The sequence below is a fragment of the Microbacterium sp. 4NA327F11 genome, from assembly GCF_005503465.1.
GTDB lineage: Bacteria > Actinomycetota > Actinomycetes > Actinomycetales > Microbacteriaceae > Microbacterium > Microbacterium ginsengisoli.
Genome location: NZ_SCOB01000010.1, coordinates 49,702 through 68,079, shown reverse-complemented (window position 1 = coordinate 68,079; position 18,378 = coordinate 49,702). Strand labels below are relative to the sequence as shown.

At 68.0% G+C, this 18,378-nt stretch carries 18 protein-coding genes and 1 tRNA gene; 9 read left to right on the top strand and 10 right to left on the bottom strand.

Features of this window, described 5'->3' with window-relative positions; all coding sequences use genetic code 11:
• Positions 1-99: 99 nt before the first annotated feature.
• Complete coding sequence (locus tag FFS51_RS08390) at positions 100-408, bottom strand: hypothetical protein (protein WP_137878074.1); 309 nt, start codon at positions 406-408, stop codon at positions 100-102.
• Between the two features lie 32 nt (positions 409-440).
• Positions 441-581 carry a hypothetical protein gene (locus FFS51_RS14670; protein WP_171006145.1) on the bottom strand — a complete coding sequence of 47 codons (141 nt, stop codon included), beginning with the start codon at positions 579-581 and terminating at the stop codon, positions 441-443.
• A gap of 441 nt (positions 582-1,022) precedes the next feature.
• Here FFS51_RS14670 and FFS51_RS08385 point away from each other — a divergent pair, with 441 nt between their 5' ends.
• From FFS51_RS08385 to FFS51_RS08360, 6 genes are all read left to right on the top strand, one after another.
• Complete coding sequence (locus FFS51_RS08385; protein WP_137878073.1) at positions 1,023-1,358, top strand: hypothetical protein; 336 nt, start codon at positions 1,023-1,025, stop codon at positions 1,356-1,358.
• A 410-nt stretch (positions 1,359-1,768) separates the two neighbouring features.
• The gene (locus FFS51_RS08380) at positions 1,769-1,957 is read left to right on the top strand and encodes a hypothetical protein (protein WP_137878072.1); all 189 of its coding nucleotides are present in this window, start codon (positions 1,769-1,771) and stop codon (positions 1,955-1,957) included.
• A gap of 160 nt (positions 1,958-2,117) precedes the next feature.
• The gene (locus FFS51_RS08375) at positions 2,118-3,962 is read left to right on the top strand and encodes a hypothetical protein (RefSeq protein ID WP_137878071.1); all 1,845 of its coding nucleotides are present in this window, start codon (positions 2,118-2,120) and stop codon (positions 3,960-3,962) included.
• A complete protein-coding gene (locus tag FFS51_RS08370; protein ID WP_137878070.1) occupies positions 3,959-4,234 on the top strand; it encodes a hypothetical protein in 276 nt (91 codons plus the stop codon). The genes FFS51_RS08375 and FFS51_RS08370 overlap by 4 nt, the downstream gene beginning before the upstream one ends.
• Before the next feature lie 169 nt (positions 4,235-4,403).
• Entirely contained in the window at positions 4,404-5,030 is a 627-nt protein-coding gene (locus tag FFS51_RS08365) for a hypothetical protein (RefSeq protein ID WP_137878069.1), read from the top strand.
• Positions 5,021-6,106: a rolling circle replication-associated protein gene (locus FFS51_RS08360; protein WP_137878068.1), complete on the top strand. Its 1,086-nt coding sequence runs from the start codon at positions 5,021-5,023 to the stop codon at positions 6,104-6,106. Before FFS51_RS08365 ends, FFS51_RS08360 begins: the two co-directional genes overlap by 10 nt.
• A gap of 77 nt (positions 6,107-6,183) precedes the next feature.
• Here FFS51_RS08360 and nicT read toward each other — a convergent pair whose 3' ends face one another.
• From nicT to FFS51_RS08345, 3 genes are all read right to left on the bottom strand, one after another.
• Positions 6,184-7,296, bottom strand: a complete 1,113-nt coding sequence (gene nicT, locus FFS51_RS08355; protein WP_212742798.1) for a Nickel transporter NicT — start codon at positions 7,294-7,296, stop codon at positions 6,184-6,186.
• 105 nt (positions 7,297-7,401) lie between these two features.
• Positions 7,402-7,824, bottom strand: a complete 423-nt coding sequence (locus tag FFS51_RS08350; protein ID WP_137878067.1) for a DUF1801 domain-containing protein — start codon at positions 7,822-7,824, stop codon at positions 7,402-7,404.
• 49 nt (positions 7,825-7,873) lie between these two features.
• A complete protein-coding gene (locus tag FFS51_RS08345; protein WP_048808942.1) occupies positions 7,874-8,635 on the bottom strand; it encodes an SGNH/GDSL hydrolase family protein in 762 nt (253 codons plus the stop codon).
• A 40-nt stretch (positions 8,636-8,675) separates the two neighbouring features.
• On the opposite strand from FFS51_RS08345, the gene FFS51_RS08340 reads away from it, so the two are divergent.
• Complete coding sequence (locus FFS51_RS08340) at positions 8,676-10,007, top strand: MFS transporter (protein WP_045248188.1); 1,332 nt, start codon at positions 8,676-8,678, stop codon at positions 10,005-10,007.
• Between the two features lie 3 nt (positions 10,008-10,010).
• On the opposite strand, the gene FFS51_RS08335 is transcribed toward FFS51_RS08340, so the two are convergent.
• From FFS51_RS08335 to polA, 3 genes are all read right to left on the bottom strand, one after another.
• Positions 10,011-11,066, bottom strand: coding sequence for an LLM class flavin-dependent oxidoreductase (locus FFS51_RS08335; protein ID WP_137878066.1), 1,056 nt, complete (start codon positions 11,064-11,066; stop codon positions 10,011-10,013).
• Between the two features lie 56 nt (positions 11,067-11,122).
• Positions 11,123-12,796, bottom strand: a complete 1,674-nt coding sequence (locus FFS51_RS08330; protein ID WP_137878065.1) for a DUF885 domain-containing protein — start codon at positions 12,794-12,796, stop codon at positions 11,123-11,125.
• A gap of 171 nt (positions 12,797-12,967) precedes the next feature.
• Entirely contained in the window at positions 12,968-15,601 is a 2,634-nt protein-coding gene (polA, locus tag FFS51_RS08325; protein WP_137878064.1) for a DNA polymerase I, read from the bottom strand.
• A 77-nt stretch (positions 15,602-15,678) separates the two neighbouring features.
• Here polA and FFS51_RS08320 point away from each other — a divergent pair, with 77 nt between their 5' ends.
• On the top strand, positions 15,679-16,110 hold the full coding sequence (locus FFS51_RS08320; RefSeq protein ID WP_045248114.1) for a PaaI family thioesterase: 432 nt from the start codon (positions 15,679-15,681) through the stop codon (positions 16,108-16,110).
• Between the two features lie 8 nt (positions 16,111-16,118).
• On the opposite strand, the gene FFS51_RS08315 is transcribed toward FFS51_RS08320, so the two are convergent.
• Positions 16,119-16,733 carry an ANTAR domain-containing response regulator gene (locus FFS51_RS08315; RefSeq protein ID WP_045248113.1) on the bottom strand — a complete coding sequence of 205 codons (615 nt, stop codon included), beginning with the start codon at positions 16,731-16,733 and terminating at the stop codon, positions 16,119-16,121.
• A 49-nt stretch (positions 16,734-16,782) separates the two neighbouring features.
• On the opposite strand from FFS51_RS08315, the gene FFS51_RS08310 reads away from it, so the two are divergent.
• Positions 16,783-16,865 (top strand) — tRNA-Leu (locus FFS51_RS08310).
• A gap of 48 nt (positions 16,866-16,913) precedes the next feature.
• Here the strand turns inward: FFS51_RS08310 and pyk are convergent.
• Complete coding sequence (gene pyk, locus FFS51_RS08305) at positions 16,914-18,365, bottom strand: pyruvate kinase (RefSeq protein ID WP_045248112.1); 1,452 nt, start codon at positions 18,363-18,365, stop codon at positions 16,914-16,916.
• Positions 18,366-18,378: the final 13 nt, after the last annotated feature.

Genomic DNA, 18,378 nt, shown 5'->3' with positions numbered 1-18,378 from the left:
CAGTCGCGCGAGATCGAGCCGTCGATGGGCTCGGTGTTCACTCGTGAGGGAACGAAGAACCGGGCGACGCATGAGCGCCGCCCGGTCCTGGTGATCGTGTCAGATAGCGGTGATCGTGGGTCGGGTGGTCGGCCGGATGCCGTACCGGTTGAGAACGGCCCACTCGATCCGGCTTTCAGCGCGGCTAGCGGCGAAGCTTCCGAGGCCGTCGCATAGGTTCGAGTGCACGCGCTCTAGCCACCGCTTTTCGGAGTGTTGCCGGATGTCTTCGAGCGCTGATGCGGCGATATTCGCGATCAGTTCGAGGACTGCGGAGGCGTGTCCGGAAAAGCCGGACAGGTCGACGCGGAACACGAGTCCGCGGGCGGTGTAGATCAGTTCGAACTCATGTTCGACCCAAACCCACATGGTGGCCGTCGTAGGCCTCCCGACTCGGTAGCTCATAGTTGCGCCGCCTGAGCTTCGTCGGCGGCGATCGCGGCGTTGCATTCCGCGCATCGCACCTTGTCTCGATCGGCGGTGACGTGGCCGGTCACGAGCTTCCGCCCGCACGCGGTCTTCGGTGCGGCCACGAGCGCCATGCACACGCGCCGTGCATTCTTTGCGTTGGCCTGTGGCGCTACGCGCCCCCTCCACTGGGCAGTTCCCCCATAGCTCATTGCTGGTGATCCTCTCTGTGTTGGCCGTGCTGATGGCGGCCTGCCGTCATCGGCACACCTGCCGATCAGTGACCGGAGGGCGGTGTGTCAACCCCCGTCGCCGGGTGTCCTCACTCGTGGTGCGGAGCACCGTCCCCCGGTAGGGCTGGTGGCCCCTCGGGGTTGACGCGCCGACCGCAGGGAACTACCCCGTGGACGCGAGCCGCCCGCCCGTATAGATGTTCGAATGTCGCGTGCGGTCTTCGCTCTTGGCTGTCCCGCCCCGCCGTAGGCGTGTCGCGCCCTTCCCGGCGCTTGTACCCTGCGCTATATTCCCTACCAGGTCGACAAAGAGAACGACCGCAACCGAGAGAGGTGAGAGCAATGGCCGTAGATGTGAAGCCGGTGCTCGTGATCGCTGGCGAGGTTCTGTCTGTGGACCCGCGCTCCTTCACGAACCGGGAAACGGGCGAGGTCGAAGACAAGGGCCGCGTGGCGGTCGTCAAGACCGCTCGCGGGTTCGTGCAGTTGAAGCTCCCCGTTCGCAACGCGGGCGTCGAGATCGCCGCGGGCGACCGGGGAGCGTGGTACGTCACCCCGTTCGAGTGGGGCTTCGTTCGCGACGGCGCGGCGCGGTACGGCGTCGCCTACGTGTACGAAGAGGCTGTGCCGCGATCGGCGGCCGAAGCCCTTCTGGCCACGGTGGCGCAGGCGGCCTGACGATGGACGCACTCACGATCCCCGTCGCGGACGCCCACCTGTGGGTGGTCTTCGCGGCGTGGGTCGGCGCGTACTTCGCGGGACGCATCCTCGTCGGCGGTGCGAAATGAGCGCGTTGCAGACTCTTCGCGACATCGCCGCGCTGTGCTTCATCGCGGCGAGCGTGCTCATGCTGTTTGCCACCCTCGTCGCAGGGTTCATCGCATGACACCCCTCGCTGTTGCGCTCGCGCTCGCTAGCGCGCTCACCGCGGCCGAACTCGCGCTGTGGGGCGCGATCTCGCTGGTTCGTCTGTTCCGGGGTATCTCGTGACCACGGGCGACGCGATCACTGGACTCCTGATCCTGCTCGGGTCGGGCATGCTCGTCGGCTTCTTCCGGCGAATCTCGTGGATGGGAAGGGGGTGAAACATGCACGCACTCGGAATCGTCCTGGCGGACGCGACTTACGACTTCTCCGGCGTGACCGGCGCTCTGCCCGGTCTCGCCTCGGCGGTCGTCACCGCGGGTGGCCTCGTGCTCGCCGCGGGCCTGTCCGTCGCGGGCGTCATCTGGGGCTTCCCCAAGCTCATCGGTCTCTTCAAGAAGACGGCCAAGTGAGCCACCGGGGTCGGCGCAGGCTAGGGGTGCGCCGACCCCTTCACGTTCGAATCGTTGGGGGTGTACCGTGCGGGTACTGATCAAAGGGTTAGCGATGATCCTCGCTGTCGCGGGTGCCGTCGCGGGTCCTTTGGCCCTTTCCCCAACAAAGGCATGGGCGGTGGGCGCACCGCCCATGCCGGTCGATCCGTTCCCGGACGTTCCCTCCCGGGTCACGAGCACCTGGCACACGTCGGCGGGCGACATCGGCAACGACGTGATGAACGACATGTTTCGGCTGCTCGCGAAGAAACCCGCGGGCACCGTCGCCCCCCCGATCGACCCCGTCAACCCTCCGAAGTTCCCGACCGCCGAGGAAGCCGTCAAGCAGATCACCGGTCCCCAGCACGTGAGCCGCGCCCCTGTCGCGGGCGGCGCCGGGGGCGTCATCAATGGCCTGTATGTCGGATGGGCGCTCGGGGTCGGCGGGTTGCAGTTGTACACCATGGCGACGGGCGGAACGTCGGTGGACGACCTTCTGTGTCAGAACCCTGTCGATTGGTACAACGGCTTGACGATGTCGGCCACGTACGGTCTCGCGGGCGATTGCAAGGCCCGCGTGACGACGCCGAACGCTGACCAAGTCGCGACGACGCAAGCCGTGTACGGATCGGCAACGGTCACGCTCAAGGGCACCGCGGTCTGGAACTCGAGCAGCGGCGACACGACCTCGTGCTGGACGGCGACTTACCCGTTCCCCACGGGCTATAGCATCATCTTCCCGAACACGATCGGAACCGGCGGAACGACGGCGACGAGTGTTGATCCGGCTAAGCGTGGCATCACGCTGAACCTACGGTGCAGCTCGTTCCCGACCGCGAACGCCTGGGTCTCTAACCAGTCCGCGGCTGGTGGCACGCAGTACCTCGCGCCCCGGATCGTAGCGAACTCGACCGGCACGGCTGTCGCCACGGCGACGACGAGCACGCCGGATCCGAACCGTAGTCTCTCGTGTCGCATCAAGTGGGCCGACGGCACGACGACGACGGGCGCCGGAAGTACTTACAAGGAATCGACCGGCCTGCCGATGAGCGCGGCCTCGACCGGGTGCACAACCGCGTGGGACGCGAAGCCGGGCGCCGGTACGACGACGATGCCGCAAGAGATCGGGATCAACTCCCAGCCCGACGGCGGCGCCAAGACGGAGATCTCGACGGGCACCGTTCCCTCCTACAGTCCCGACCAGCAGAAGGGCCTCACGGCCACGTCCACGGGCGGCGGACTCATCCTCCGCAAGACGATCAACAACGTCACGGACTCGTGCATGACGTGGGCGGCGAACTGCTCGGGCTGGTGGAGCGCGACGAGCAATGGCACGACGACCGGCACCGGCACCGGTAGCGATGCGAAGTACGACTGCTCGTTCGGTGGGGCGAGTATCGCCCTGGCCGAATGCGGCATCTATCGCTCCACGTTCGACACCCAGACGGATACGCCCACGATCACTGTTCCGGAGACGGGCGTGACGGTGCCGATCTCGGCTGGCCAGACGGCGCAGAACACGACCAGCCCCGCCGCGGGGCCGACGCCTGGTGAGGCGTGCATGAACGAGTGGGGGTCGGCTCCGAACCCCATCGAGTGGGTGATGACTCCCGTCAAGTGCGCCCTCGTCTGGGCGTTCGTCCCTCGCACAGACGTTTCCGAGGCCCAATGGGGCGCGGTGAGAGACGCGTGGGATGAAACCATTGTCGGCAGGCTTCCGGCGCTCGTGCAGTCCACGTTCATTCCGCCAAGTGGCGGCTCGGGGTGCATGGGTCCGCACATTGTGTTCGCCTACGGCTGGGCGGGGCACACGTTCAATGTCGACATGTACCCGTTGCAGGCGTGTAGCGCGCCGATGTCAACGGTCGCGTCGCTCGCGCGCACCATCGGGGCCGCTGTTCTCATCTTCATGACGGCGCTCGGCATTATCCGGCGAATCAGCGCGATCGTGAACGCGCCGGGTGTGGGAGGGGGAGACTCGTGATCACTGAGTGGTTCGGATCGTTAGTTGTTCAGTTCCTGGACTGGCTCGCGACCGTGTTCGGTCCGTGGACGCCGCCGACCGAATTGACGGATGCCGTCTCCGCGGTCAACGGTCTGATCGCATCCTTCTCGAGCGTCGGCGTCTGGGTCGACTGGACGGTGCTCGGTAGCTGCGTGGTCGCATCCATCGGCGTGTGGGTCGTCGTTGTGGGCATCAAGATTGTGCGCGCCGTGGTTGCGCACATCCCGGCGTTCGGTGGCGCTGGTGACTGACGTTGACGCGTGGTCCGCTCTCGACTCGGATAGCGCGGGGGAGCGGTCGGACGAACTCCCCCGTGGGGGAGTCGTCGGCCGCGTCCCGCGCTGGAAGTCGAAGGGCTCCCGCACCCGCCGAGGCTTCACGATTCACGCCTATATAGGTGCGAACGGGCACGGCAAGACGTTGGCGATGATGCACGACACGAAATTGTCGATCGATCGTGGCCGCGACATCCTGTCGACGGTGCGAGTGATCGACCCGTCGACAGGTCGGCCGTATCGCAACTACACGCCGCTCGTGGCGTGGGATCAGTTGTTGGATGCCCGCAACTGCGATGTGCTCATGGACGAGATCATCGGGATCGCCGCATCGATGCCCGGTCAGTCTCTGCCGCAGGAAGTGCAGCTGCTCCTGAACCAGCTTCGCCGCCGAGATGTTCTGTTGCGGTGGACGGCGCCGTCCTGGTCCCGGGCGAACATCGTTCTTCGGGAGGTCACTCAGGCCGTCACCGTCTGCCGCGGGTATCTGCCGAAGTATGAGAACCTCGGCGACGACTCGCGTCTGTGGGGCATGAACCGGTTGTTTCGCTGGACGACCTACGACGCGATGGATTTCACGACGTGGACCGACAACAAAGAGTCGAAGCTAAAGGGCAAGGCGAACGCCTGGTTCCGTCGCCCTGGGTCGTGGGCCGAGCGCGCTTACGACACGTTCGACGCGGTCGATAGCGTCGACTCGGGGGAGGGGTATTGCATGCGTTGTGGGGGAATGCGGCCGAAGCGCGATCGTCGGGGGTGCGTATGTCACTGACGGTGGACGAAGGTATCGCGGCGATCGGCCGCGTGTCGGGCTTCCGGCTTTCTCCCGAGCAGTTCGCGCGTTTCGTTGGCGCGCGGGGTGGCATGTTCGGTGCCGGATCGCCGGCGCCGACACATGCGACGTACGGTTTCACGCCGCCGGCACTCGCGACCCCGCAAGAGATTGCGCAGACGGTCGATGGTATCCAGGCGCGTCGTCCGCACTTCCTGAGTACCGGAAAGCACACGAAGATCGAGATCGGTCCCGGGGTGATTCGTAGGTCTCGCTCCTGGTTGGTTGAGGATATAGGCCCCGCGGGTGGGCGCGTCTGGCGTAAACTCGCGGCCATGACCGACCTACAGGAACGCGGCAACAAGCGCGCGATCACGGGTTGGACTGCGGCGTCTCGCCGCAACATGGTGCGCACTCTCGCGTCCCTCGACTACCGTCCGCTGTTCGAGCGCGGCGGCGTTCCGGCTCTCGTGACGCTGACCTACCCTGGTCGCTCCGAAGCGTATGGCGATCGCACCTGGGAGGCTGTGGCGCCCACCGCGGCCGACGTGAAGAACCACCTGGAAAGTCTGCAGGCTCGGTTCCAGCATGCGTACGGCTACCGGCCCGAGGCTGTCTGGAAGATGGAATTCCAGCGTCGCGGTGCTCCGCACTTTCACCTTCTGCTGACGCCGCCGCGGCAGCGTTCGCGTGGGGACGGCCTCGACTTCCCGGCCTGGCTCGCCCTGCACTGGGCATCGATCACTCGCTACGAGGGTCAGACCACAGACGAGTTCGCCAAGACGCTCATGGCGGCGACGCAGATTGACTACGAGCGCGGTTTGAAGTCGTACGATCCCAAGCGGGTCGCGGCGTACTTCTCGAAGCACGGCGTGTGGAGCTCGAAGGAGTATCAAAACCACGCGCCCGAGCGGTGGATCGCTCAGGGGTCCGTCGGTCGGTTCTGGGGTCGGTGGCGTTTGAAGAGTGCCATGGCGACGATGATTTTGCCGCCTCAGGACGTCGATCCGGATACCGGTGAGATCTTGGCGACTCCTGATCTTCGAAGTCCGATAATGCACATTATGTCAGAATGAAGGAGTAGGCCCCGTCCCCACTCCCTGCTTGAGGAGCGCTGCGGCCCCCGGCTATGCGATGAAGCCGCGGCATCCGCTCACTTCGTCGGGATCGTGAGGCGGTGTTCGAACCGGCCGAGCCGCCACACGATGACCGTGATCACCCAGGTCGCGAGCAACGTTCCCACGATCGCGAATCCGAGGACGTCGAGGTTGGTGAACCAGTCGATCGCCGGGATGTCCCAGCCGAGATTGGTGGCCAGCACCGAGGCGAGCTCGAATCCGCCGATCACGAGGGCGATGAACACGCTCATCGCGGTGATGACGACGTTGTAATACACCTTGCGCGCCGCGCCGAGGAATGCCCATCCGTAGGCGAAGTTCATCAGCACGCCGTCGACGGTGTCGAACAGGCACATGCCTGCGGCGAACAGGATCGGGAGGGACAGGATCGCCCACCATGGCAGTCCTGCAGCCGCCGCGGTGCCGGAGATCACCAGAAGCGCCACCTCGGTCGCCGTGTCGAATCCGAGGCCGAACAGCACCCCGAGCGGGTAGATCTTCCACGACGCGTCGATGCGGTCGGCCATGCGGCCGAACACACGGTTGAGGAGGCCGCGCTTCGCGAGCTCCTCCTCGAACGCGGCTTCGTCGAACTCCCCCGTGCGCATCCTGCGGAACACGCGCACCATCCCGACTGTCACGAGGATGTTGATGACGGCGATGATCACGAGGAACGAACCGGACACGGTGGGCCCGATGATCCCCGTGATCGTGTGCAGCAGTGACGCGTCGTCGGTGACCTGCCCGGCGACCCAGCCCATTCCCGCGGCGAGCAGCACCGCGAGGGCGAACACGACCGATGAGTGCCCGAGCGAGAAGAAGAATCCGACAGCGAGTGGTCGCTTGCCGTCGGCGGCGAGCTTGCGTGTGGTGTTGTCGATCGCCGCGATGTGGTCGGCGTCGAACGCATGCCTCATGCCGAGGGTCAACGCGAGGATGCCGGTGGCCCAGCCGAAGACCGAGCCGCTCCCGCCCGCGCCCTCCCCCGTGATGGCGACATGCATTCCCGCCGCGGCGGCGACCAGCGCGATCCCCACCGCGAACAGTGTGAGGATGACCGCGCCCATCAGTGCGACCCGACGCCACCCACCCGCATCCAGCCGATAACTCGGTGCCGAGCCGGAGGCGGGGGCGTCGAGCAGCGACATGGCGGTCCTCCGGAGGGTCAGCGTCGGCGTCGTCGCCGCGTGGGGGCGACGCTACGCCCGCTCCCCCGCGTCCGCCCCCCGGGCGGGCCGTGAGAAAGCGCCTCGTCAGGCGGATGCCCCGCCGGCGCCGTGGATCGCCGACCCCGCCTTCACCCGATCCGACGCCGTCGTGATGATGTCGATGAGCACGTCGAGATCGATGTCGGCAAGGCTCTTGAGGTAGAGGCATCCCTTTCCCGCCCGGTACGCGCCGAGGCGCGCCAGCGCGTCCGCGTGCGCGTCGAGACCGTCGGGCACGTAGACGACCAGCGTCGACGCGCGGGCGGCGAAGCCTGCGGCCGGTGCATCCCCTTCGCGTCCGCTCGCGTAGCGGTAGTGGTAACTGCCGAACGCGATGATGCTGCTCCCCCAGACCGTGGCGGGCTCCCCCGTCGCGCGGGCGAACCTCTCCAGGAGGAGGCGCGCATCGGCTCGGCGTGTCGCGACGGGGATCGCGGCGATGAGATCGTCGGGACTGAGGGCGCTCATGACGAGAGTCTGGCGCAGGGCGCGTGTGGCCGTCGAGCCAGGGTCGCGCTCACGACGACGGTGAGACCAGCACCCAGGTGCCGGCCTTCGCGACGCGGCCGTCGCCCGATGACGTGCCGGTGAGGCGGCGCTTCACCCATGGCACGACGTGGGCGCGGTAGTACGCCCAGCCGCCGGGGCCGGAGGGGGCCGCGGCATCCGGAAGCGACCACCACTCCCCCGGCGCCTCGAGCCCGACGCTCTCGATGACCCGCGCGGCGACACGGTGATGACCCCGCGCGTTCATGTGCAGGCGGTCGTCGGACCAGTAGTCGGGCCCGGCGAGTTCGCGGTCCGGCCAGTTATAGGCCCGGATGATGTCCGGGCGGTCCGCGACGATCTCTTCGACCGCGCGCGACAGCTCGTCGCCGCGCCGTTGGATGAGACTCGACATCGGCAGCCTCGCCGACGGGTTCGCCCCCGACAGCAGGATCAGCTGCACGCCCTCCTCGTCGCACCGCCGGATGACGTGGCGGAACGCGTCGACGATCGAGGGGATGCCGGTGCGCGGTCTCAGCATGTCGTTGCCGCCGCCGTTGAACGACAGGTGCGTGGGGCGCAGAGCGAGCGCGGGCTCGAGCTGCTGCTCGACGATCGGCCAGACGAGCTTCCCGCGTATGGCGAGGTTGGCATATTCGATCGGCTCCCCCGCCGCACGCGCCCAGCCGGCGGCCGTGAGGTCCGCCCAGCCCCGCACCGACCCGTCGTCGAGCTCATCGCCCACGCCTTCGGTGAACGAGTCCCCGATCGCCACATATCGCACGGATGCCACGCGCTCACCTTACGCCGCCGCGGAAGGCGCGCGGACTACGCTGGGACGAGTGAACCCCCTCGCCCCCGTCGCCCCGAGCTGGCGGGCGTGGCTCATCTGGGGAGTCGGCGTCGCGGCCTATCTGCTGTCGGTCACCAACCGCACCTCGCTCGCCGCGGTCGGCGTCGACACGGCGGCGCGGTTCCACGCCGACGCGTCGACCCTCGCGATGTTCGCGGTGCTGCAATTGGGCGTCTACGGCGGCATGCAAGTGCCGATCGGCGTGCTGCTCGACCGCTTCGGCGCGCGCCCCATCATCGCGATCGGGATGCTCCTCATGGCCGCCGGGCAGCTGGTGATGGCGTTCTCCCCCAACGTCGGCATCGCAATCGCCGCCCGCATGCTCATCGGCGCCGGCGACGCGGCCATCTTCCCGAGCATCCTGCGCGTGGTCGCCGTATGGTTCCCGGCACAACGAGCGCCCGTGATGATGCAGCTCACCGGCATCGTCGGACAGGCCGGTCAGCTGCTGGCGATCCTCCCCCTCGCGGCGCTGCTGCACGCGACCTCCTGGACGATCGCGTTCTCGAGCCTCGCCTCCCTCTGCGTGCTCTTCGCGATCCTCACCTGGGTGATCATCCGCAATCGACCGCCGGGGCGTACCGCTGACGTCTCGGTCGACACCCGAACGGGCACGATCGCGGCGATCACCTCGACGATCGACAACCGTGTCGGCGTCCGGGCAGCGTGGTCGCACCCCGGCACACGACTCGCGTTCTGGTCCCACTTCACGACCCCGTTCGCAGGAACCGCGTTCGTCATGCTGTGGGGAATCCCGTTCCTGACCTCAGGCGAGGGCCTCAGCACAGCGGGAGCAAGTGGCATCACGACGGTATATGTCGTGATCGGCATGGCGCTCGGGCCGATCATGGGGACACTCTCGGCCCGTCTGCCGATGCGCCGGTCCCACCTGCTCGTGCTGCCGAGCGTGGCCTTTCAGTTCGTGGCATGGATGGCGGTCATCCTGTGGCCGGGGACGGCCCCGGTCTGGCTTCTCGTCGTGCTCGCCATCGCGCTCGCGACCGGCGGACCCGCGTCGATGATCGCGTTCGACCACGCCCGCACGCACAACCCCCAGCACCGGCTCAGCACGGCGACCGGAATCACGAATGTCGGCGGATTCCTCGCCGCGCTGGTGGCCGTGTTCCTCATCGGTCTCGCGCTCGACCTGCAGGGGGCGGGAACTCCCGGCACCTACTCGTTGAACGCGTTCCGTGCCGCGTTCCTCGTACAGGTGCCCCTGTGGGCCCTGGGTGCCACCTTCATCGTGATCGAGCGGCGGCGCACTCGCGTGCACCTCGGTCTCGAGTCGCCCCGCACACCGCGCCGCTGACGCTCACTCCCCCGCGAGCAGCTCCCGCACCCGCGGCACGACGACCGTGCCGTAGAGCTCGATCGAACGCAGCATCCGTGCGTGGGACAGCGTGCCGTTCGAGAACTTGAGATCGAATCGGTCGAGGTCGAGCGTGCGTACGGCGTCGGCGATCTTCTGAGCAACGCGCTCCGGTGATCCCGCGTAGATCGCACCGTCTGGCGAGACGTCGTGAGCGAACTGCGCACGGCTGTACGGGGGCCACCCGCGTTCGCGGCCGATCGCGTTGCGGTTGTACTCCATCGCCGGATACAGCTGCTCCCAGGCCTCGTCGTCCGTGTCGGCGATGTGGCCCGGCGAGTGCACGCCGACGGGCAGCGCGCCGTGCCCGAACGACGCGGTCGAGCGATGGAACAGATCGACGTAGGGCCGGAAGCGGGCGGGCGACCCGCCGATGATCGCGAGCAGCAGGCCGAATCCGTAGCGTGCCGTGCGCACCACCGACTCCGGACTGCCCCCGACGCCGATCCACGTCGGGATGGGGGTCTCCGTCTTGGGGAAGACGTCGGCGTCGGTGAGGGCGGCGCGGGTGCGACCCGACCACGTGACGGGCTGCTCGGCGCGAAGCTGGTGGAACAGGTCGAGCTTCTCCTCGAAGAGCACCTCGTAGTCGTGAAGGTCGTAGCCGAAGAGCGGGAACGACTCGGTGAACGAGCCGCGACCGAGGATGATCTCGGCCCGACCCGACGACACCGCCTGCAGGGTGGCGAACCGCTCGTACAGCCGCACCGGGTCATCGGAAGAGAGCACCGTCACCGCGGTGCCGAGGTGGATCTGCGACGTGCGCGCCGCGGCGGCGGCGAGCACGATCTCGGGGCTCGAGACGGCGAACTCGTGGCGATGGTGCTCCCCCACGCCGAAGAACGCGAGCCCGGTCTCATCCGCCACGACGGCCTGCTCGACGACGTCGCGGATCGTCTGGGCGTCAGTGAGCGTCGCCCCCGTCTCATCGGCCGTCACGTCGCCGAAGGTGTCGAGTCCGAACTCCACCGCAGCGGCTCGGGATACGTCATCCGTCATGGGTCACCCTTTCATTCAGGGGAATGGAACAGGATGCCGCGACCCGGCATTCCCGTTCAGGGAACGAGGGCGCTGCGCAGCGTGTCGAGACCGACGCCGCCGATGTCGAGCGCCTTCTTGTGGAACGCCTTGATGTCGAATGCGTCGCCCTGGGCGGCACGGTACGCGTCGCGGATCTGCTCCCAGATGCGCTGACCCACCTTGTACGACGGCGCCTGGCCCGGCCACCCGAGGTAGCGGTTCACCTCGAACCGGATGAAGGCGTCGGACATGTTGACGTTCTGACGCATGATCTCCAGCGCATAGTCGGCATCCCACGTGCCCGAGCCGTCGAGGCGCGGCTTGCCGAGGTGCACCCCGATGTCGAGCACCACGCGCACCGCGCGCATCCGCTGCCCGTCGAGCATCCCGAGGCGGTCCGCCGGATCCTCGAGGTAGCCGAGCTGCTCCATGAGGCGCTCGGCGTAGAGTGCCCAGCCCTCGGCGTGACCCGACGACCCCGCGATGAGGCGACGCCAGGAGTTCAACTGGGCGCGGTTGTAGACCGACTGCGCGATCTGCAGGTGATGCCCCGGAACGCCCTCGTGATAGACCGTCGTCAGCTCGCGCCACGTGTCGAACTCGGTGACGCCTTCCGGCACCGACCACCACATGCGTCCCGGACGCGAGAAGTCGTCGGTCGGGCCGGTGTAGTAGATCCCGCCCTCCTGGGTGGGGGCGATCATGCACTCGAGGCGACGCACCGGCTCGGGGATGTCGAAGTGACTGCGGCCGAGCTCGGCGACCGCGCGATCGCTCGTCTCCTGCATCCAGCGCTGCAGCTCGGCGGTGCCGTGGAGCTTGCGCGAGGCGTCGGCTTCAAGATGCGCGACCGCCTCGGCCACGGATGCCCCGGGCAGGATCTCGTTCGCGATCGACTCCTGCTCGGCGACCATGCGCGCGAGCTCCTCGACTCCCCACTCGTAGGTCTCATCGAGATCGATCGTCGCCCCGAGGAACCGCCGGGAGTGCAGTGAGTAGAGCTCGCGACCGACGCCGTCGTGCTCGAGCGCGACGGGGGTGAGCTCGGTGCGCAGCACCTGCGCCAGGTCGTCGTAGGCGACGCGGGCCGCACCCGCGGCATCCGTGAGCTCCCGCGCGAGCGAGGCCGGCAGCGCGCCGTCGGAAAGGGTCGCGCCGCCGACGAAGTCCGCGAAGAAGCCGTCCTCCGCCGTGTAGCGGGCGATCTGACCGACGACCTCGTCGACCTGGCGACGGGCGGGCACCACGCCGGTGCGGATGCCTTCGCGCAACGTCGACACGTAGCCGTTCAGGGCCACGGGCAGTGCGCGCAGCCGCTCGGCGACCACCGTCCAGTCCTCGACCGAGTCCGTGGGCATGAGGTCGAACGCGTTGCGCAGCTCCTGCGCGGGTGAGGCGATCACGTTGAGGTCCCGCAGATGGGCGCCCGCGTCGTGGAGATCGACCTGCAGCTGCAGCTCGGAGCGGAGGTCGGCGAGGGTGACCGCGTCGATGTCGTCGACCGGCTGGGCATCGGACAGATCGCGCAGCACGGCGGTGATCGCGGCGTGCTTCTCCTGCTCCCCCTCCGGCGACAGGTCGTCGAAGCGGCCGTTGTGCTCGAAGCGTCCGATGTAGGTCGCTGTCATCGGCGACAGCTCGGCAAGTCTGTCGACCCAAGCCTCCGCGATCGCATCGATCCGGGTGGGGGTGCGGTCTGCGTCGGTCATGGCATCGAGCCTAGGCATGCCGCCTCACGCAGGCCAAACCTGTCGTGCAGTTCGCCGCGCTCCTGCGGGTGACCCCCCGCAGCGACACCGCTCCTGCGGTGGCTCACACGTCGCCGATCCGCACGCGGCGGCCGCGGCGTCGATCCACGTGGCACGCGGGTGCGGGAGCGATCAGTGCGCGGCGCCGTTCCAGTCGCGGCCGTGACCGATCTGCACGTCGAGCGGCACCGACAGGTCGGCGGCATCGCCCATCCGCTCGCGCACGATCCGCTCCGCGGCATCCCACTCCCCCGGCGCGACCTCCACGACGAGTTCGTCGTGGATCTGCAGCAGCACGCGGGAGGCCAGCCCCTCACTGCGCAGCTCGTCGTGGATGCGGAACAGCGCGAGCTTCATGATGTCGGCCGCACTCCCCTGGATCGGGGCGTTCAGCGCGGCGCGCTCGGCGTTCTCGCGCAACACGCGGTTCGGGCTCGTGAGGTCGGGGAACGGCCGGCGCCGACCGAAGATCGTCTCGGTGAACCCGTCGATACGGGCCTGCTCGACCGACGAGCGCAGGTAGTCGCGAACCGCACCGAACCGCGCGAAGTATTCGCTCATCAGCTGCTTCGCCTCGGACTGCTCGATGCGCAGCTGCTTGGAGAGTCCGAAGGCGCTTAGCCCGTAGACGAGACCGTACGACATGGCCTTCACCTTCGTGCGCATCGCCGGGGAGACCTCGGCCGGGTCGACGCCGAACACGCGCGCACCCACGAACCGGTGCAGGTCCTCGCCGGACCGGAACGCCTCGATCAGCCCCGGATCGCCCGAGAGATGCGCCATGATGCGCATCTCGATCTGCGAGTAGTCGGCTGTCAGCAGTGTCTCGAATCCGGTGCCGACTTCGAAGGCGGCCCGGATACGGCGGCTCTCCTCGGTGCGCACCGGGATGTTCTGCAGGTTCGGGTCGGTGCTCGACAGTCGGCCGGTCTGGCTGCCCGTCTGCACGTAGGTCGTATGGATGCGTCCGTCGTCCTGGATCCCCGCATCGAGGGACTCGATGATCTGCCGCAGCTTCGTCGCTTCGCGGTGCTGCAGCAGCAGGTCGAGGAAGGGGTGCGGGTTCGACTCCTGCAGGTCGGCGAGCACCGCAGCATCCGTCGAATAGCCCGTCTTGGTCTTGCGCGTCTTCGGCAGCTGCAGGTCGTCGAACAGCACCTCCTGCAGCTGCTTCGGCGACCCGAGGTTCACTTCGCGTCCGATCGCCGCGAAGGCGTCAGCGGCGATCGCGTCGGCACGCGTGGCGAGCTCCGTCGAGAAGGCCGACAGGTGGTCGTGCGACACCGCGACGCCCGCGAGCTCCATGTCGGCGAGGGTGTCGAGAGTGGGCAGCTCGATCTCATCGAGCACGCGCGCGAGAGGAGTCGGGATGTCGTCACGGATCGCGGTTCCGACCCGCGCGACGAACCAGGCCAGCTGACCGGGGGTCGCTCCCTCCGTCTCGGGCACGAGCTGCGTCGGATCGGCCTCGGGGAGCTTCTCGCCGAGGTAGCGCTCGACCAGGTCGCCGAGCGTCTTGTCGGGGAAGCTGGGGCGGATGAGCCAGCCGGCGAGGGCGGCGTCGAAGACGATGCCGCGAAGATCTGCGCCGGCGCGGCGCAGCGCCTTGAGCTGCGGCTTCGCATCGTGCAGCACCTTCGGTGCGTCGGAGGCGAGCCACGGGCCGATCGCCGTGGCCGCGGCATCCGACCAGCTCAGCTCGATGGCTGCGGTCGCATCCGCGAACCCGAGGCGCGCCGGGGTGCCCTGTTCGACGGTGACGACCACGCCGACGTCCCCGGTGCGACCCGTGAGCCAGGTGGCGGCGTCGGCGGGCGTCGACTCGACGGCGACCGGGGCGACCGTGACCGGGGCGCTCTCGCCCTGGTCGTCGCCCGCATCGATCACCTCGAGCAGGCGCGGCATCAGCGTGCGGAACTCGAGCCGCGCGAAGATGTCGCGCACCTCCTGCAGGTCGGTGGCACCGATCTCGAGATCGGCCGGGGACACCGGGAGCTCGACGTCGCGCAGCAGGCGGTTGAGAGCGCGATTGCGCTTCACATCGTCGAGATGCTCGCGCAGGTTGCCGCCGACCACGCCGCCGATCTTGTCGGCGTTCTCCAGCAGTGCCTCGAGCGTGCCCCACTGCGTGAGCCACTTCACCGCGGTCTTCTCGCCCACCTTCGGCACGCCCGGCAGGTTGTCGCTGGTCTCCCCCACGAGCGCCGCGATGTCGGGGTACTGCTCGGGACGGACGCCGTAGCGCTCCTCGACCGCGGCCGGGTCGTAGCGCTTCAGCTGCGAGACGCCCTGCACGCTCGGATAGAGGAGGGTGACATCGTCGGTCACCAGCTGGATCGTGTCGCGGTCGCCCGAGCAGACGAGCACCTTGTAGCCGGCCTCCGCGCCGCGGGTAGCCAGCGTCGCGAGGATGTCGTCTGCCTCGATGTCCTCCTTGGTGAGAACGGTCACACCGATGGCCCGCAGGCAGTCCTGCAACAGCGGGATCTGGCCGGCGAACTCGGGCGGCGTCTCCGATCGGTTCGCCTTGTACTCGGCGTACTCGCGGGTGCGGAACGACACGCGCGAGGTGTCGAACGCGACCGCGAGATGCGTCGGCTTCTCGGCCTTCAGCAGGTTGATGAACATCGACAGGAACCCGTAGATGCCGTTGGTGTGCTGGCCGTCCTTCGTCGTGAAGTTGTCGACCGGCAGCGCGTAGAAGGCGCGGAACGCGAGCGAGTGGCCGTCGACGACCAGAAGGGTAGGCTGAGCGGAATCGGTCACCGTGCCAGCCTAACGACGCGCGCCGACACCCGCCGGGTCCGATCGGGCGCCGCGCCGTGACATCCCGAAGGAGTGCGATGAGCCCCGACCTGCCCGCCGGAGCCGACGGACTCGCCTGGGCGCAGTCGCGCGGCATGGGAGCCCTCGCCGAGAAGATGGGGCTCGAGTGGATTGAGTTCGGCCCCGACCGCGCGATCGCCCGCATGCCCGTCGAGGGGAACACGCAGCCGGTCGGCCTCATGCACGGCGGCGCCTACGTCGTGCTCGGCGAGTCCATGGGCTCGATGCACGCGAACTTCCACGCCGGGGCGGGCCGGCTCGCCGTCGGCATCGACATCAACGCCACCCACACCCGGTCGGCCACGAGCGGCTACGTCACGGGCGTGTGCACGCCGATCCACCTCGGACGGTCGCTGACCGTGCACGAGATCGCCATCTCGGATGACGCGGGTCGCCGGTGCTCGACGGTGCGCATCACCAACATGGTGCGCGACGCTCCCGGCGTCTGAGGCGGCGCTCAGGCCTTCTTCGGAGCCAGCTGCTCGATGATCGCCTTCGCGACATCCTGCATCGTCAGGCGGCGGTCCATCGACGCCTTCTGGATCCACCGGAACGCCTCGGGCTCGCTCAGGCCCATCTTCTCGTTCAGCAGACCCTTCGCGCGGTCGACGAGCTTGCGGGTCTCGAAGCGCTCGACCATGTCGGCGACCTCGGCCTCGAGCGTGATGATCTGCTCGTGGCGGGCGAGCGCGATCTCGATCGCCGGCAGCAGGTCGTTCGGGGTGAACGGCTTCACGACGTAGGCGAGCGCGCCCGCCTCGCTCGCCCGCTCGACGAGCTCCTTCTGGCTGAAGGCGGTGAGGAGCACGACCGGGGCGATGTGGTTCTTGTTGAGCTTCTCGGCGGCGGAGATGCCATCGAGCTGCGGCATCTTCACGTCCATGATCACCAGGTCGGGGCGCAGCTCGGTCGCGAGGGCCACAGCCGTCTCGCCATCGCCGGCCTCGCCGACCACGTCGTACCCGTTGTCGCGCAGGATCTCGACGATGTCGAGTCGGATGAGCGACTCGTCCTCGGCGACGACGACGCGGCGCGGGGCCGCGGGCTGGGCGGGTACGTCTAGATCAGTCACCTTTGAATCCTAAGGTATGGTCAAACCCGATGCGCGGCGCAGGCCGCACGCCGGTGTGGCGGAATGGCAGACGCGACCGACTCAAAATCGGTTGTCCGTGAGGGCATGTGGGTTCGAGTCCCACCACCGGTACGACGAAGAGGGATGTCCCGCGGGACATCCCTCTTCGTCGTACCGGTGCTACTCGGCTTCCGCCTGGTAGATCGGGGCCTTGCCGTGCACGGCGTCGCCGATCTTGTGGATGCGGATGTCGTTGGTGGAGCCGATGATGCCGGGAGGGGATCCCGAGATCACGACGACCTTGTCGCCGACCTTCGCGAGGCCGTGCGAGAGGAAGAAGTCGTCCACCTGGATGAACATGCGGTCGGTGTGCGGCACGTGCTCGACGATGGTCGACTGCACACCCCAGCTGACCGCCATACGACGACGGATCGCCGGGTCGGCGGCGAACGCCATCATGGGGATGCGCGGGCGCAGGCGAGCCATGCGGCGGGCAGTGTCACCGGACTCCGTGAAGATGCACAGCCACTTCGCGTCGACGAACTCGGCGACCTCGAGGGCCGCGAGCGTGATCGCTCCGGGCTGCGTGCGCGGCTTCGTGGTCAGCGGCGCGATGCGCTCGAGCCCGTGCTCCTCGGTCGACTCGACGATGCGGGCCATGGTCTCCACGACCACGACCGGGTACGCGCCGACGCTCGTCTCGCCCGAGAGCATGACCGCGTCGGCACCGTCGAGCACCGCGTTGGCGACGTCGCTGGTCTCGGCGCGGGTCGGCACCGGGTTCTGGATCATCGACTCGAGCATCTGCGTCGCGACGATGACGGGCTTCGCCATGCGGCGGCAGAGCTCGACCGCGCGCTTCTGCACGATCGGCACCGCCTCGAGCGGCAGTTCGACGCCGAGGTCGCCACGGGCGACCATGATGCCGTCGAACGCGTCGATGATCTCCTCGAGGTTGTCGACGGCCTGGGGCTTCTCGATCTTCGCGATGACCGGGATGTGGCGCCCCTCCTCCGCCATGATCACGTGCACGCGCTGCACGTCCTTCGCGGAGCGCACGAACGACAGGGCGATGATGTCCGCGCCGATGCGCAGCGCCCAGCGGAGGTCCGCCTCGTCCTTCTCGCTCAGCGCCGGCACGTTCACGGCGACGCCGGGCAGGTTGATGCCCTTGTTGTTCGAGACGGGACCGCCGACGATCACCTCGGTCGTGACGGTGACGCCGTCGGTCTCGAGGACCTTCACGCGCACCTTGCCGTCGTCGATGAGGAGGAAGTCGCCGGCCTTGACGTCCTGCGGCAGGCCCTTGAAGGTCGTCGAGACGATCTCCTTGGTGCCGGGGATGTCCTCGACCGTGATCTTGAAGATGTCGCCGGGGGCGAGATCGTGAGGTCCGTCGGCGAACTTGCCGAGGCGGATCTTGGGACCTTGGAGGTCCACGAGCACCGCGACCGGGCGCTCAGCGTCGTCGGCTGCCCGGCGCACGTTCGCGAAGTTCGCGTCGTGAACGGAGTAGTCGCCATGGGAAAGGTTCAGGCGCGCGACATCCACACCTGCGTCGATGATCGCGCGGACCATCTCGTAGGTGGAGGTTGCCGGGCCGAGGGTTGCGACGATTTTCGCGCGTCTCATCCTGTGTTCGGCT